15 protein-coding genes are annotated in these 15,941 nt (G+C 70.9%); 6 read left to right on the forward strand and 9 right to left on the reverse strand.

The window, feature by feature from the left end; translation table 11 throughout:
- Positions 1-95 precede the first annotated feature (95 nt).
- Positions 96-611, reverse strand: coding sequence for a SigE family RNA polymerase sigma factor (locus tag ACZ4FV_RS21845; RefSeq protein WP_465323093.1), 516 nt, complete (start codon positions 609-611; stop codon positions 96-98).
- 174 nt (positions 612-785) lie between these two features.
- On the opposite strand from ACZ4FV_RS21845, the gene cspE reads away from it, so the two are divergent.
- The gene (cspE, locus tag ACZ4FV_RS21850) at positions 786-995 is read left to right on the forward strand and encodes a transcription antiterminator/RNA stability regulator CspE (protein ID WP_395867933.1); all 210 of its coding nucleotides are present in this window, start codon (positions 786-788) and stop codon (positions 993-995) included.
- Positions 996-1,091: 96 nt separating this feature from the next.
- Here the strand turns inward: cspE and ACZ4FV_RS21855 are convergent, their stop codons facing one another.
- On the reverse strand, positions 1,092-1,382 hold the full coding sequence (locus ACZ4FV_RS21855; RefSeq protein ID WP_395867931.1) for an MTH1187 family thiamine-binding protein: 291 nt from the start codon (positions 1,380-1,382) through the stop codon (positions 1,092-1,094).
- Between the two features lie 59 nt (positions 1,383-1,441).
- Positions 1,442-2,368, reverse strand: coding sequence for an alpha/beta hydrolase (locus ACZ4FV_RS21860; RefSeq protein ID WP_402242140.1), 927 nt, complete (start codon positions 2,366-2,368; stop codon positions 1,442-1,444).
- A gap of 206 nt (positions 2,369-2,574) precedes the next feature.
- On the opposite strand from ACZ4FV_RS21860, the gene ACZ4FV_RS21865 reads away from it, so the two are divergent.
- Positions 2,575-2,925: a hypothetical protein gene (locus ACZ4FV_RS21865; protein ID WP_395867927.1), complete on the forward strand. Its 351-nt coding sequence runs from the start codon at positions 2,575-2,577 to the stop codon at positions 2,923-2,925.
- Positions 2,926-3,334: 409 nt separating this feature from the next.
- Here the strand turns inward: ACZ4FV_RS21865 and ACZ4FV_RS21870 are convergent, their stop codons facing one another.
- The 6 genes from ACZ4FV_RS21870 to ACZ4FV_RS21895 form a co-directional block, all read right to left on the reverse strand.
- Positions 3,335-4,114 (reverse strand): endonuclease/exonuclease/phosphatase family protein, encoded by a 780-nt coding sequence (locus ACZ4FV_RS21870; RefSeq protein ID WP_465323094.1) that lies wholly within the window; start codon positions 4,112-4,114, stop codon positions 3,335-3,337.
- A 185-nt stretch (positions 4,115-4,299) separates the two neighbouring features.
- Positions 4,300-4,599, reverse strand: a complete 300-nt coding sequence (locus tag ACZ4FV_RS21875) for a hypothetical protein (RefSeq protein ID WP_449760562.1) — start codon at positions 4,597-4,599, stop codon at positions 4,300-4,302.
- A 96-nt stretch (positions 4,600-4,695) separates the two neighbouring features.
- A complete protein-coding gene (locus ACZ4FV_RS21880; RefSeq protein WP_402242143.1) occupies positions 4,696-5,661 on the reverse strand; it encodes a hypothetical protein in 966 nt (321 codons plus the stop codon).
- Positions 5,662-5,667: 6 nt separating this feature from the next.
- Entirely contained in the window at positions 5,668-5,940 is a 273-nt protein-coding gene (locus ACZ4FV_RS21885; protein WP_465323095.1) for a hypothetical protein, read from the reverse strand.
- A 499-nt stretch (positions 5,941-6,439) separates the two neighbouring features.
- Complete coding sequence (locus ACZ4FV_RS21890) at positions 6,440-7,396, reverse strand: pirin family protein (RefSeq protein ID WP_402242146.1); 957 nt, start codon at positions 7,394-7,396, stop codon at positions 6,440-6,442.
- Between the two features lie 339 nt (positions 7,397-7,735).
- On the reverse strand, positions 7,736-8,923 hold the full coding sequence (locus tag ACZ4FV_RS21895) for an ROK family protein (protein ID WP_395867915.1): 1,188 nt from the start codon (positions 8,921-8,923) through the stop codon (positions 7,736-7,738).
- Positions 8,924-9,138: 215 nt separating this feature from the next.
- On the opposite strand from ACZ4FV_RS21895, the gene edd reads away from it, so the two are divergent.
- The 4 genes from edd to pucD all read left to right on the forward strand — a co-directional run bounded on the left by edd (position 9,139) and on the right by pucD (position 15,816).
- Complete coding sequence (edd, locus tag ACZ4FV_RS21900) at positions 9,139-11,043, forward strand: phosphogluconate dehydratase (protein ID WP_465323096.1); 1,905 nt, start codon at positions 9,139-9,141, stop codon at positions 11,041-11,043.
- Positions 11,040-12,059, forward strand: a complete 1,020-nt coding sequence (gene glk / locus ACZ4FV_RS21905; protein ID WP_395867913.1) for a glucokinase — start codon at positions 11,040-11,042, stop codon at positions 12,057-12,059. The genes edd and glk overlap by 4 nt, the downstream gene beginning before the upstream one ends.
- Positions 12,056-12,676: a bifunctional 4-hydroxy-2-oxoglutarate aldolase/2-dehydro-3-deoxy-phosphogluconate aldolase gene (gene eda / locus ACZ4FV_RS21910; protein WP_402242148.1), complete on the forward strand. Its 621-nt coding sequence runs from the start codon at positions 12,056-12,058 to the stop codon at positions 12,674-12,676. The genes glk and eda overlap by 4 nt, the downstream gene beginning before the upstream one ends.
- An 812-nt stretch (positions 12,677-13,488) precedes the next feature.
- The gene (gene pucD, locus ACZ4FV_RS21915; RefSeq protein WP_402234888.1) at positions 13,489-15,816 is read left to right on the forward strand and encodes a xanthine dehydrogenase subunit D; all 2,328 of its coding nucleotides are present in this window, start codon (positions 13,489-13,491) and stop codon (positions 15,814-15,816) included.
- Positions 15,817-15,941: the final 125 nt, after the last annotated feature.

Consider the following 15,941-nt stretch of genomic DNA (forward strand, 5'->3'; position numbering starts at 1 on the left):
GACATCCGAAGCGGGTGTCCCTCGACACCCGAAGCGCGGAAGCGTGGAAGGGTCGCAACGAACGCACGAGCGACGACCGCTCGAAGTCGGTCCCCTCACGCCCGGTCGAGGGCAAGTCCCGCCAGTTGATCGCCGAGCAACGCCCGAAGCCGATCCAGGGCGCGATGCGCGCGCACCCGTACCGCTCCCTCGGACATGTCCAGCGCGTCGGCGGTCTGCTCCACGGAGCGGTCCTCCCAGTAGCGCAGGACCAGCACCGCCCGATCCTTCGACGCGAGTGCGGCCAGGCCGTCCAGGAGGGTGAGCCGCAGCTCGGGATCCCCCGGCGGACGGACCGCGTGTTCGGGCACCGAGTCGGTGGTGCGCTCGGTGGAACTCTTGCGGCGCTGCTGTTCGATGTAGAGGCGGACCAGGGTGGTGTGCGCGTAGGCGAACGGCCAATCCATCCGGCTGACCTTGCGCCATCTCGGGTACAGCTTGCCCAGCGTCTCCTGGAGCAGGTCCTCGGCGCCGTGCCAGTCACCCGAGGTGAGCAGGCACGCGGTACGGAACAGCCTGCGGCTGTGCGTGGCGGCGAACTCCTGGAAGCTCGCGTCGCTCGCGCCTGCCATCCGATGCCCCCGTTCGTCGACGTCACCAGGGGAATGGGATGGGCCCGTCGATCCGTTACAGCCCGCCCGACACGGCCCGGCCGACCGGGTTCCTGGTTTCCGGTGCCCATCGGGTTGGGCAGGCTCGAGGCGCGCGTACCACGCGGTACTTCGGAGTTGGGGAGAGGCGACCGGATGGCCAGGATCAAGGGGAGCGTGAAGTGGTTCAACGAAGCCAAGGGGTTCGGCTTCATCAGCCCGGAGGACGGCAGTAAGGACGTCTTCGTGCACTTCAGCGCGATCCAGGGCAACGGCTTCAAGACACTCGCCGAGGGCCAGGCGGTCGAGTTCGAGGTACAGGACGGCCAGAAGGGCCCGAGCGCCGCCAACGTGCTGGCCATCTGACGCCGTCGACCGGGACAACCCCGATCGTGGCCACGAGGTCGGCTCGCCGATCCGTGGCCACGACGGTGCGAGACCGCGCCCGGTGGGCCGCGACCTCTACGCCAGGTACCGCTCGATCGTCTCGACCTTCGCCGTCAGCCCGTCGACGACGCCTTCGCGAATGTCCGCCTTGAGCACCAGGCTGACCCGGTTCGAGTGCGCCTTGACCGCCTCGACGGCCGCCTTCACCACGGCCATCACCTCGTCCCACTCGCCCTCGATCGAGGTGAACATCGCGTCGGTCCGGTTCGGCAGGCCGCTGGCCCGCACCACCTTGACGGCTTCCGCGACCGCCTCCCCGACGTCTTCACCGACACCGAGCGGGGACACCGAGAACGCGACGATCACGACAACACCTTCCGCAGCCCGAACAACGACGCCCCCAGCCTAGGCCGAGGCCGGCACCGCTACGCGACCTCGAAAGCGGTCCGCAGCGCGCGGCGGATGTCCGCCATCGCACGGCGCGAGACGTCGGCGGTCGGGATCGCGTTGGAGCCGTGGAAGGTACCGGGCCGGTGGTGCAGTTCCACCCGGACGCCCGCGCGGATCAGCCGGCCCGCGTACTCGATCGCCTCGTCGCGCAGCGGGTCGAGTTCGTTGGCGGTGATGTACGCCGGCGGCAGGTTCGCCACGTCCTCGGCCCGAGCCGGGGCCGCGTAGGCGGTGGGCTCGGCGCCCGCCAGGTAGTACCGCCAGCTCAGCGCCGCCTGACGGCGGTCCCACAGCGGCGCCGACTCGAACTCGAGCATCGACGGCGTGTCCAGGCGGTCGTCCAGGACGGCGGTGTCCAACACCTGGTGAATCAGCGCCGGCCCACCCTCGTCCCGGGCCCGCAGCGCCAGCGCGGCGGCCAGACCACCGCCGGCGCTGACCCCGCCCACCGCGATCCGCGCCGGGTCGCCGCCGAACGAGGCCGCGTGCTCGGCCACCCACCGCAGCGCCGCCCACGCGTCCTCGAAGCCGGCCGGGAACGGGTACTCGGGCGCGAGCCGATACTCGACGCTCACCACGACGCAGCCGACCTCGAGCGCGGTCGCCACACAGCTGCCGTCCGAGCTGTCGATGTCGCCGAACACGAAGCCGCCGCCGTGGAACCACAGCAGCACGCCGAGCGAGCCGTCCGGACCGGCTGCCTCGGCCGCCTCCTTCGGCGTGTAGATCCGCACCGGGACGTCCCCGGCCACGATCCGGTCCTCGACCAGCAGGCCGTCCGGGCGCTGCACCGGCTGGGTCCGGGCCCGCTGCGCCGCGCGGAAGGCGACCGGGTCGGAGATGTCCACGATCGGCAGGTACGGGAGGACCGCGAGCAATTCGGGGTCGATGCGGTGTTCCATGCCGCGGAAAGTAGCAGCGCACGCCGCCAACTTCTATGACGGTGCGTCAGATCCGAGCGAAGCGAGGCGGAAGTCACTCCCCCGCGGCACCCGGGGCCGGCGATCGGCCCGCCGCCCGCGGGCACCCCCCGGACCGCGGGCCGGCGACCGCCCCCACCTGCGAAATCCGCTTTCACCCGGACCACCCGCGGACGCACCATGTGGCCATGAACGCCATCCCCACCACGACGCTCTGGCGGCCGACCGGACCGGCCGAACTGGAGCTCGTGCGCGAGTCCGGCTGGACCGCGTGGCCGGCCAGGCTGCCCGACCAGCCGATCTTCTATCCGGTGCTGAACGAGGACTACGCGATCAAGATCGCGCGCGACTGGAACGTACCGGCCTCCGGGGTCGGCTACGTGACCCGCTTTCGGATCGAGACCGAGTTCGTGATCCGCTACCCGGTACGGCAGGCGGGTGGCCGAACCATCCTGGAACTGTGGGTCCCCGCCGAGGAGTTGACCGAGTTCAATCGGCACATCGTGGGACCGATCGAAGTCGTGCACGAGTTCCGCTGACCCCGCGGCCGCTCGGCCGAACACGAGCCGGCCGAGCGGCCGCGAACACGAACGAACGACCGAGCGCCCATCCGAGACACGTACGGCGCGGGCCGACCCGGGACACCGGATCCGCCCGCGCCGTTCGTGCGTATCGCGGCAGCACCCCACGCGCCCGCCGCACCCGGCCGGTCACTCCGTCCGAGCCACCTGCTCGGCCGCCCATTCCGCCCACTCGGGCCGCACCTGCGACAGCGCAGCCCGTATTCCAGCGGGATCTCCCCGTACACCGACAGCGAGCCCTCGTCCCCCTCGATGTTCGCCTCCACCGCCCGCTACCCGTCGATCGTCCAGGCCCGGGAGGCCGTCCGATCGGCGGATCTTGCGCGGCGCGAGCCAGGGGAGGCCCACCGGGGCGCTCGAGGCCGGCTCACGAGGCCGGCGCCCGCAGGCTCAGCCGGGCCTGGACCGGCCAGTGGTCGGACGGGCAGCGGCCGTCCCGAGTCCAGGTCAGCGTGCGCGCGTCGACGACGTCGAAGTCGGCGGTGGCCAGGATCCAGTCGATGCGCTCGCCGTCCACGGGCGGTTCCCAGTTGTTGTACGTCCGGGTCGCGTCGGCCGCACCGGTGTCGCGCAGCAGACCACCGGCGGTCAAAACGGCGTGCGGAGCACTGGCCGCGCCGACGTTGAAGTCGCCCACCACGACGGCCGGTTCCCCGGCGAACCGGCGGGCCAACAGGGCCCGCGTCGCGTGCGCGCTCCTGCGTCGCGCGTTGGCCGAGACGTGGTCCCAGTGCGTGTTCACGAAGCCGAACTCGGTGTCGGTGGCCAGATCCCGGAAGCGAATCCAGGTCATCATCCGGGAATGGCGCCAATTGCCCCACGTGCGCGATCCGATCAGGCGCGGGAACGCGGACAGCCACACGTGGTCGAAGGCCAGCGGTTCCAGTCGCTCGACGTCGTAGAAGACCGCGCAGAACTCGGACCGGCTGCCGCCCTCGCGACCGAGGCCGATCCAGTCGTACCGAGCCCGCAGTTCGCGTGCCAGCGGCCGGAGTTGATGCCAGCGCCCCTCCTGGGTGCCGAGCACGTGCGGACGCTCGCGGCGGATCAGCTCCAGCACGAGCGGGCGGCGTTCCCGCCACGAGTTCGGCGTCGGGTTCTCCGGGCCGCGCAGATTGAAGGTCATCACGTGCAGGGGGTCGCTCATGTCCTGGGGACTACCACCGGGACGACGGTGGCACGCCGCAGGTCACCCACCACCCGTGCGGGTTCGGGACCGGGCCGTGGGACGGGCCCGTTTCGGCCCGTCCCCCTTCGGCTCCGGCCTGCTCGACCCGAGTCGGGCCGGCCCGGCCCGACTCGACCCACGCCCCCGACCCGCACGGCCCAGGCTCAGCTGAACACGTCGCTGACCGCGTTGACGCCGGCCGTGACGAAGTGGTCGACCAACTCGGAGAGCGAGGACGCCACCTGGGTTCCGGACAACATCACACCGGCCACGAAGGCCAGTATCAGGCCGCCGATCTTGTAGTTCTTGTGGGTGACCAGGTAGAAGAGAATGAAGATGATCAGGATCGGGACACCGACGGTCACCCCGCGACCGACGCTGCTCGTCTCGGTGGTCACCGCCATTTGGAGCTCGACGATGGAGTCGGGCGCGGCAGCGGCCACGGCGCTCAGCGACATGTGCATGATTCCCCTCCGGTCCTGCGGTCGTCCGCCGGTCCCTGTTTGCCTTGGCGTACCCGTGATATGACGGTTCGTAAGCTACTCACGTCGCACGCACCGTCACCCGCCACCGATGGGGATGGATGCGCCGGCCATCAGACCGGCGAGCACCCAGGCCCAGCGCATGAGCCGCATCAACGGCCATTTCGCGCTGACGATCACGATCCAGAAGCCCATCATGAGCCACAGGCAAAAGGCCGCCATGAAGCCTGCCTCGGACGAGCAGCTCACGAGGAGCCCCGCACCGTAATAGGCGGCGAATCCGGCGGGAATCAGCATGGCCAGGTCGGTCCCGGTGAACGGACCGAAGCTGGACCCGGTACTCCCGTCGGTACCGCCCGCGAACGGCGCCGGCACCTTGGGTATGCCCGAACTCCCACCCTGTGTACCGGAATCGGCCGGTCCGGTGGAGTCGTCTCCGGCGCCGGCCGCGGGGCCCTTGCGGACGAACCTGGCCAGGCCGGAGGCGCCGGCGGAGGTGCTCGCGGCGTCGGCCGCGGCGCCGGCCCCGGCCGCGCCCGCTCCCGAGCCGGTCGCCTTCGCGGGCTTGCGCCACGGCAGCTTGCGCGCGCTTTCGACGGGGGTCGCGGGGGCGTTGTGTCGGCCCGGGTCGCGAGGCTTCATCACGTGCCGCACCGTGGGGCGCGTGGGAGGGTCGGCGGCCCCGGGGCCGCGCTCGGACCGTTGCGCGTCGGCGCTTCGGGCGGCATCGGCGCGGCGCTCGTCGGCTCGCCCGGGGCGCGCGCCCGAACCGCTCGCGCGCTCGGTCGTACGCCGGGCCTCGGCCGCGTCCCGCTCGTGCTTCCGACGCTCCCGCAAGTCCCGCCGCCAGGACGGCTCGTCGTCCTGGCGCGGCGCGCGGGTGCCGCGCGAGGAGCCGCGTCCGGGCTCGCTCACGCGTTCTTCACGAGGGGGCGGGAATGCCGGTTCCTCGTCGTCGGGGTCGGCGAGATGACGGCGACGGACCAGGTCACCGAGTCGAAGTCCGCGTGCCTCGGGGGGTGGTGGCGGCTCGTACGCACTCATCGCCTGTTATCCCCCTCCCGACTGACGTGGGCACGGCTTGCAGGCGCGGCTGTGCCGGTATGCCGCCAGTATCCACGGCGCGGCTATCCCGATCGCGAAGAACTCACCGTCGCGCGCGCGCCCCTTGAGGTGCAGCACCACCGCGAACACCGCGGCGGTGCCCAGGATGATCATGGTCAGCACGTTCGAGTGAACGATCTTGAGCGCGATCCAATTCGAGGACGAGGTACGGGTCTTGACCGTGCTCTCGACGAACTTCTTGCGCCAGTCGCCGGCCATCACGGCCCCCAGGGCTCGGTCGTACCGAGCCGTGCGTCGATCACCGAGGCACCCGTCGGCGGTACACCGGTCACGACCACACCGAACGTCGGAGAACCGGTCGGTGAATTGGCGAAATATGAAGCGTGGGGCGGCCGTCGGTCACCGTCGCCGATGCCGTGTGCCACCCGGGAGGGCCAGGACATACGCGGACTCCTCTCGTCCGGTGTCGCATCGCGCCCGTCGACCGGGGCCACTTCGACCCGGCGGCGGAGCTCACGGTGGTGAGGTGACGGCTCCACTCCTCTTTCCGCAGGCCGCGCTCATAGCGCGGCAAACCGGTACGTTCCATTTGACCTTGTTCAGTGTGGCCAGTGGGCGGGACAGCGTCAAGGGGCGACCGCTCGGCTGCGTTGCGTAGCCCAGCGCTCGCCCCTTCGAGGCATTCCCTTGCACTCTAAGGGCTCTGACGAACCGTCAGATGCCCTGCCGATGATCTTCGGCCACTGTTGATCTGCCGTCAGATCCGCTCCGCCGGGATCCGTCCCATCCGACCGGCCTTGAAGTCGTCGAACGCCTGAGCCAGTTCGGCGTGCGTGTTCATCACGAACGGGCCATACCAGGCGACTTCCTCGCCGATCGGCTGCCCGCCCAGGACGATCACCTCGAGGTTGGGCTTGTTCGAATCCTGCCGGGTGTCGGCCTGGAGGTCGATCGTGTCCCCGGCACCGAACACCGCGAGCCGGCCGGTTTCGATCGGTCGCCGATCGGTGCCGACGGTGCCGGAACCCGCGAGTACGTACACCAGCGCGTTGTAGTCCTTGTTCCAGGGCAGCGAAAGTCGTGCGCCCGGATTGACCGAGGCATGCAGCAACGTGATCGGGGTGTGGGTGATGCCGGGACCGTCGAAGCCGCCGACGGAGCCGGCGATCAGCCGGACCAGCGCGCCGCCGTCGTCCGACGCGAGCAGCTTGACGTCGCCCGCGCGGATGTCCTGGTAGCGCGGATCGGTCATCTTCTGCGCGGACGGCAGGTTCACCCACAACTGGATGCCGTGGAACAGACCGCCACTGGCCACCAGCGCCTCCGGCGGCGCCTCGATGTGCAGCAGACCGGAGCCGGCCGTCATCCACTGCGTGTCGCCGTCGGTGATCACACCGCCGCCGCCCGCCGAGTCCTGGTGTACGAACTCGCCGTCGATCAGATAGGTGACCGTCTCGAAGCCGCGGTGCGGGTGCCACGGGGTGCCCTTGGGCTCACCCGGCGCGTAGTCCACCTCGCCCATTTGATCCATCATGATGAACGGGTCGAGGTAGGTCTGGTTGACCCCCGCGAGGGCGCGGCGCACCGGGAAACCCTCACCCTCGACACCGCTCGGCGCGGTGGTGACGGCGAGTACGGGACGCGGCCGCGCGTCGAGACCGGGTTCCGGCAGACGCGGCAGGGCCAGCGGGTTGGAAACGGTGACGGCGGGCATGGCCTGCTCCTCGAGGACGAGTGCGGTCCCGGCTTTCCCGGGTCTTGCTCGCCTCAACGATAGTTGCCCTCTCAACATTCCCCGCGCGGAGGATCCTCTTTCGGGCGTGCGGAAGCGGCCGGGTGGGCGCGGCACGCGGCCGGTCCGGGGGTGGTGGAGGGCACGAAGAGGGCCCGAATGGCTCGGGCCGGCATCCGGGGCGGGTTTCGGGCCCGGCTTTGGATTGGGCTGCGAGCCCGGCTTCGAGAAATCGCGCTACAGGCCCGGCTTCGGAACGGGCTTCCGGCCGGGATCCCGCCGGGCTTCGGGCCGGATTCAGGCCCGGCTCCGAGCCCGGCTTCAGGCCGGAAGCGCCCGGTTGACGCTCGGCAACGACCGCTGGCCCGCGAGCCGCGCGAGCGTGGCGTCCACCGAGTCGGGCGAGAGGATCTGATCCAGGGCCATGAAGGCGCAGCCGGTCAGACCCGCAGCCTCACCCAGCACGCTCGGCACGATCCGCAGCTCGCGCGTGGCCACGGCGGTGGACCGCTTGTAGACGACCTCGCGCACGCCCGCGAGCAGCGGATCACCCGCGTCGGCCAGGTCGCCGCCCAGCACCACGACCGCCGGGTTGAGCACGTTGACCACGCTCGCCAGCACCTCGCCGAGCATGCGACCCGACTCGCGCACGAGCCGAACCGCCTCGGGCTGACCGGCCGCCGCCAAGGCCACCACGTCCCGCACGCTGGAGACCTCGCGACCGTCCGGGAACCGTGCCCCGTGCGCGGCCAGCGTCTCGATCAAGTGCCGTCCGCTGGCCAGCACTTCGAGGCAGTCCACATTGCCGCACCAACACCGCACGCCGGTGCCGCCGGCGACCGGGATGTGCCCGATCTCGCCCGCCGCGCCGAGTGCGCCGCGGTACACCTTTCCGTCGGCGACTATGCCCGCGCCGATACCGGTGGACGCCTTGACGAACACCAGATCGCCGGCGTCGGCCCGGGCCCGGTACTCGCCGAGCGCCATCACGTTCACGTCGTTGTCCACGTACACCGGTACCGGCAACCGGCGTTGCAGCGTGGGGGCTATCGCCACCCCGTCCCAACCGGGCAGCGTCGGCGCGCCGGCCGCGCGCCCGGTGTCCAGCTCGACCGGCCCGGGAACGGCCACCCCGACTCCGCGCACACGCGCCGGGTCGAAGCCCTCCTCCGCCAGCATCGTGTCGATCCAGTCCGGGAGTCCGGTGAGCACCGCGTCCGGTCCGCCCTGCGCGGCCATCTGGGTCTCCCGGCTGGCCAACACCCGGCCGGTCAGGTCGCAGACCGCCAACTGACCTCGGCTGCTGCCGAGCGACGCGGCGAGCACCAAGCCGCCGTCGGGGTTGAGTTCGAGGCGGATCGGCGGTCGGCCGCCGGTGGACACGCCGTCGGCGCGCTCGGCGAGCAGGCCCGCGTCGACCAGTTCGTCGATCCGGGCCGCCACCGCGGATCGGGACAGCCCGGTCAGCCGGGCGACGTCCGCCCGGGTCTCGGCATCCCCTTCACGCACAAGGCGAAGCACCTCGCCTGCACTGCTGTGCGGAATGGGGTTCGCGCGTCGGGCCATGCCATCCAGTGAACCAGGGCAGCTTTCCCTCGGTCAAAGCCCTAAGTTCACTACTTCGACACCCGAGCGTCACTCTTTTGCTTGCCAAGAGGCAAAAGTACCCCTAGTTTGGTACCCGAACCGGCAGAGCAGCCGCCGACAGCAGGGGCACGAAGATCGTGAGCGAGCAGAGGATCCACCCGACGGTGGCCGCAGTGACGGAGCGCATCGCGCGCCGCAGTGCCGCCACTCGTACGGCTTACCTGGAGCGGATCCGGGCGGCGGCCTCCGAGGCCCCCGCACGCGGTCAGCTCGGTTGCGCGAACTTCGCCCACGGCTTCGCCGCCTGCTCGCCCAGCGAGAAGCTCGGGCTGCGCGGCACCGGCCCCCAGGGCCCGGTCAAGCCGAACGTCGCGATCGTCTCCTCGTACAACGACATGCTCTCCGCGCACCAGCCGCTGCGCACCTACCCCGAGCAGCTCAAGGCCGCGGTGGCCGAGGCGGGCGGCGTGGCCCAGTTCGCGGGCGGCGTACCCGCCATGTGCGACGGGATCACCCAGGGCCGCGCGGGCATGGAGCTCTCCCTGTTCAGCCGTGACGTGGTCGCGATGGCGGCGGCGGTGGCGCTCGCGCACGACATGTTCGACGGCGCGCTGATGCTCGGCGTGTGCGACAAGATCGTCCCAGGCCTGGTGATCGGCGCGCTGTCCTTCGGGCACCTGCCGACCATCTTCGTGCCGGCCGGTCCGATGTCCTCCGGCCTGCCCAACAAGGAGAAGGCCCGGGTCCGGCAGCGCTTCGCCGAGGGCAAGGTCTCCCGCGAGGAACTGCTCGACGCCGAGGCCGGCGCCTACCACGGCATCGGGACCTGCACCTTCTACGGCACCGCCAACACGAACCAGCTCGTGATGGAGGTGCTCGGTCTGCACCTGCCGGGCGCCAGCTTCGTGCACCCCGACCAGCCGCTGCGCAAGGCGCTGACCGACGAGGCGGGCCGCCGGGTCGCGGCCACCACCTCGCTCGGCGACCCGACGTCGCTGGTCCGCGAGTACACGCCGATCGGCGAGGTGCTCGACGAGAAGGCCTGGGTGAACTCGGTCGTCGCGCTGCTGGCCACCGGCGGCTCCACCAACCACACGCTGCACCTGGTCGCGATGGCCGCCGCCGCCGGGATCACGCTGACCTGGGACGACTTCGCCGAGCTGTCCACCGTGGTCCCGCTGCTGACCCGGATGTACCCGAACGGTCCGGCGGACATCAACCACTTCCACGCCGCGGGCGGCACCGCGTTCCTGATCGGCACGCTGCTCGACGGCGGGCTGCTCAACGAGGACGTGCGCACCGTCGCGGGCGACGGGCTGAACCGGTACCGGCGCGAGCCGCAGCTCACCGAGGACGGCTCGATCGTCTGGGTGGACGGCCCGACCGAGAGCCTGGACCTGGAGGTGCTGCGGCCGTACGACAAGCCGTTCGCGCCCGACGGCGGGCTGCGGATGTTGCACGGCGATCTCGGTCGCGCGGTGATCAAGGTGTCCGCGGTCGACCCGTCGCACCACGTGGTGACCGCGCCCGCGCGGGTGTTCGACGGACAGGCCGAGTTCCTCGCCGCGTTCGAGAACAACGAGCTCGACCACGACCTGATCGCGGTGCTGCGCTACCAGGGCCCGCGCGCGAACGGCATGCCCGAGCTGCACAAGCTGATCCCCGCGCTCGGCGTCCTGCAGGACCGGGGCCATCACGTGGCACTGGTCACCGACGGCCGGCTCTCCGGCGCGTCCGGCAAGATCCCGGCGGCGATCCACTGCACGCCCGAGGCGGCGGCCGGTGGCCCGATCGGCAGGATCCGCGACGGCGACATCGTGACGGTGGACGCGGTCGCGGGGACGCTGACGACGGAGGCCGACCTGAGCGTGCGCGAGGTCGCCGGCGCGGCCCCGACCGACGCCGAGTGGGTCGGTACGGGACGTGAACTGTTCACCGCGCTGCGCGCCGGGGTCGGCCCGGCCGACCTGGGCGCAGGCGTGTTCGGCGCGGTCGCGGCCGCAAGTTTCGACGCTGGGACTTTTGCAGGAGGAACAGCGTGAGTGGCACCGTGGCACAGCCGACCCCCGACAGCCCGTGGCTGGTCGCCGACATCGGCGGCACCAACGCGCGCTTCGCCGTGGTCTCCGAGCCGGGCGGCCGGCCCGAACACGTGCTCGGGCTGCGGAGCGAGGACCACGTGGACCTGGCCGCCGCGATCGAGGACTACCTGGACCGCTCCGGCGCGGCCCGGCCGAGCGCGATCTGCGCGGCGGTCGCGGGCCCCGTACACGGCGACCGGTTCCGGCTGACCAACGGCGCGTGGGTGCTGTCCATCGCGGAGACCCGGGTCAAGCTGGGCGTCCCGGATCTGCACCTGATCAACGACTTCGAGGCGCTGGCACTGTCGTTGCCGCACCTCGCGGGCGACGACCTGATCGTGGTCGGCGACCGACTGCCCGACCCGACGCTGCCGATGGCGGTGCTCGGCCCCGGTACCGGACTCGGCGTGGCCGGTCTGGTACCGATCCCGGGCGGCGGCTGGGTGCCGCTGCCGGGCGAGGGCGGACACGTCCTGCTCCGTCCGGCGCACGGTCCGGACGCCGCGGCCCTGGAGGTGCTGCGCGACGAGCGCGGCGGCCTGGGCACGGTGACCGCCGAGCACGTGCTGTCCGGCCCCGGACTGTGTCGCCTGCACCGCTGCACGGCCGCGGTGCGCGGAGTCCCGGCCGAGGCGCTCAGCCCGGCGGACATCTCCTCGCGCGCGCTGGACGGCAGCGACGAGGTGTGTGTCGCGACGGTGGAGACGTTCTGCCGACTGCTCGGCACGTTCGCCGGTGGGGTGGCCCTGACCATGGGCGCTCGCGGCGGCGTCTTCCTGGCCGGCGGCATCCTGCCCCGGATCATCGACGTGCTGCTCAAGAGCGAGTTCCGGATGGGCTTCGAGACCAACCCGACGATGGCGCCGTACCTGCACCGCATCTCCACCGCACTCGTGGTGGCCCCGCATCCGGCACTGCGCGGCGCGTCCGCGTGGCTGGACGCGCGCAGCACTCGACTCGTGGAGGTGGCGGCGTGAGCACGTCCGCTCTGGACCTGGCCCCGGTGATCCCGGTGGTGATCGTGGACGACGTGGAGTCGGCCGTCCCGCTGGCGCGCGCGCTGGTGGCGGGTGGACTGCCCGCCGTCGAGGTCACCCTGCGCACGCCGGCCGCGCTCGGCGCGATCGAGCGGATCGCGGCCGAGGTCGAGGGCGCGTTCGTGGGCGCCGGTACGGTCCTGACGCCGGATCAGGCGAAGGCGGCGGCCGAGGCCGGCGCGCGCTTCCTGGTCACGCCGGGCTGCACCGAGACGCTGTACGGGGCGCTGGTGGACACCGGGCTGTCCTTCCTGCCCGGGACGTCGACGGTGTCCGAGGTACTGCGGCTGCGCGAACTCGGGGTCCGGGAGATGAAGTTCTTCCCGGCCGAGGCCTCGGGCGGCGCGCCGTACCTGAAGTCGCTGGCCTCGCCGGTGCCGGATGTGCGGTTCTGCCCGACGGGCGGAATCACCCCGGCCTCGGCCCCGACCTACCTGGCGCTGCCGAACGTGGCGTGCGTCGGCGGGTCCTGGATGCTTCCCGCGGACGCGGTCGCCTCGCGCGACTGGGCGCGGGTGGAAAAGCTCGCTCGCGAAGCCTCGGGGCTGCGCGGGTAATAAATCGTCCCCTGGCGCGCTCTGCCCTGAGGTGCGCCAGGGGCACGGACCGCGGATGGTGGGCCGTATGAGGGTTCGGCCCACGAACGAGCAGGTCGTATGAGGGTTCGACCTGCGGAGACCGCGAATAGGGACCCGCTCTTCGGCGAGGAGAGCGGGTCTCTTCTTTTTTGGGCGACTTCGTCGCCGGCTCGCGAGGCCCCACCTTTTTTCTCTCCCCCGCTTCGCTCCTCCGAGAAAAAAGGTGGGGCCTCGCTCGGGGCTTCGTGTCCCTCCGCTTCGCTCCGGGGCACGAAGCCCAAACTTGCGGCTCCGCCGCTCTCCGCGCTTCGCGCGTCGATCACTGGGGTGGGCGGGGGGGCGGGGGCGCTGACGCGCCGGGGGGTGGGCGGCGTTGGGGTGGCGTTGGGGTGGCGTTGGGCTCGGGGTGTGGCCGTTGGGGGTGTGCGGCTTGGGTGTCGTGCGCGAGATGAGCGGGCCCGGCCGAGGAGCTCGTGGCTCGGCGCCGCCGCGCACGAGGACCCTTTGCGCGGGTGGGGGTGATTCGGGGATGTGGGCGGCCGGCTCTTGTAGGAGTCTACGAAGAGGTGGGTGCGGGGTGTGGGCGCTTTCATTTCTTCCACCCCTGGTTGGCTCCACTCGGGTGACTGTGTACTTCTCGTAGGTGCAGCGCACCGCGATGACCCGCATTGGGGATCGGCATTTCCCGCGCGAGTCGCGGGCATCGGATAACTGCCTGCCATGCGGGCCGATTCGACTCACTCCGACCGAACTCTGGTTGCCGAGTGTCCAGACCGTGGGGGACTTTCCTGATGACCGAACAGACTTCTCCCGCTCGTACGCCGCAGGACCTCGACGAGTTGGTCGGTGGTGGCATCGGCGACAGCCCACTGCGGCCGGACGGGACGCTCAAGGTGCGCGGGCAATACGCCTACTCGTCGGATCTGTGGGCGGAGGACATGCTCTGGGGCGCGACACTGCGGAGTCCGCATCCCCATGCGCGGATCAGGTCGATCGACATCGGGCCCGCGCTCGGGCACCCCGGTGTGTACGCGGTGCTGACCCACGAGGACGTCCCCGGTGAGAACATCTACGGCCTGAAGGTCGCCGATACGCCCGTGCTGGCCGAGGGAATCGTGCGCTACCAGGGCGAGCCGGTGGCCCTGATCGCCGCGGATCACCCCGAGACGGCCCGGCGCGCGCTGGCGAGGATCGTGGTCGAGTACGAAGTGCTCGAGCCGATCACCGACCCGGAACGGGCCGCGCACGACGACACGTTGCCCAGGTTGCACCCCGGCGGCAACGTGGTGCGCTATCAGCCGATCGTCCGGGGCAATCCGGAGGCCGAGGCCGACGTCGTGGTGTCCGATGTGTACACCATGGGCATGCAGGACCAGGCGTTCCTGGGGCCGGAGTCCGGTTTGGCCATCCCGGCCGAGGACGGCGGGGTCGACCTGTTCATCGCCACCCAGTGGCTGCACGTGGACCAGAGGCAGACGGCGCGGGCGCTCGGGCTCCCGGTCGAGAAGGTGCGCTTCACCATGTCCGGCGTCGGCGGTGCCTTCGGTGGCCGCGAGGACCTCTCCATGCAGATCCACTGCTGCATGTTGGCGCTGCGCACCGGCAGGCCGGTGAAGATGGTCTACGGCCGGGAGGAGTCCTTCCACGGGCATGTCCATCGGCACCCGGCGAAGATGTACTACGAGCACGGCGCGACCAAGGACGGCAGGCTCGTCTACGTCCGGGCGCGGATGTACTTCGACGGCGGCGCGTATGCCTCCAAGACCCCGGTCGTGGTCAGCAACGCCACGTCGTTGGGAATCGGGCCGTACGAGGTACCCAACGTCAGGATCGAGGGTTGGGGCCTGTACACGAACAACCCGCCGTGCGGCGCGATGCGTGGCCTCGGCGCGGTGCAGCCCGCCTACGCCTACGAATCCCAGATGGACAAACTCGCCAAGGCGTTGGACATGGACCCGGTGCGGTTGCGCCGGCTCAACGCCATCGAGGAGGGCTCGACCCTGCACACCGGGCAGGTGCTGGACTACCCCGCGCCGGTCGCCGAGTTGCTGGACCGGGTCGAAAACATCCCGCTGCCGCCGGACGGCCGGAGCGGACCGGTGGACATCCGGGAGCTGCCGGGCGGCGCGGCCAACACCACGCACGGCGAGGGTGTCGTTCGGGGCGTCGGCTACAGCGTGATCATCAAGAACATCTCCTACGCGGAAGGCGCCGACGACTACTCCACGGCGCGGGTGCGGTTGCAGGCCATCGCCGGCAACCCGGTTGCGATGGTGCACACCGCGGCGGCCGAGGTCGGGCAGGGTCTGATCACCGTGCAGCAGCAGATCGCCCGCACCGAACTCGGCGTGGAGCGGGTGAACATCCACCCGAACGACACCAACGTCGGCGACGCGGGGTCGAGTTCGGCCTCCCGACAGACCTACATCACCGGCGGCGCCGTCAAGAACGCGTGTGAGGCCGTCCGCGAGGTGCTCTTCGAGCGGGTCGCCCGGCGTTTCGGCGAGAAGCCCGGGGACCTGTCGCTGGCCGGGGGCAAGGTCGTCTCCGAAGTCACCGGTGTCCTCGCCGATCTCGTCGACGTGCTCGGTGACGACGTGATCGAGGAGACCAGGGAATACCACCACCTGCGGACGTACGAGTTGGACCCGGTGAGCGGGCAGAGCCCGCGGGTGCACGTCCAGCACGCCTTCTCCGCGCACCGGGCGGTGGTGGACGTGGACACCGAATTGGGTCTGGTCAAGGTCGTGCAGTTGGACTGCGCGCAGGACGTCGGCAAGGCGATCAACCCGGACGCCGTCGTCGGGCAGATCCACGGTGGTTCCGCGCAAGGGCTCGGCCTGGCCGTGATGGAGGAGATCCAGGTCAGGGACGGGAAGATCCGCAACGCGTCGTTCACCGACTACCTGATCCCGACCATCATGGACATGCCGCCGATGACGGTGGACGTGATCGAAAGGGCCGACCCGAACTCGCCGTACGGGGTGCGTGGGGTCGGCGAACCGCCCACCATTTCCGCGACCCCGGCGATCGTGAACGCCATCCGCAACGCGACGGGGTTGAACCTGACCCACACTCCGGTCGCTCCGGAGCACATCTGCGGCGTCCGGCCGTCATGAACACCCGCGGGTGTCGCCGGCCGAGGTGAACTCGGGACGGCACCCGCAGGCCCACTTGTCACCCCGGTGCGTGCGGTGTTCCGCGTCGACAGCGCATCCGGGGATCCCCACACCGTCGCTAGGAG

It is taken from the genome of Embleya sp. NPDC025285 (genome assembly GCF_055558835.1).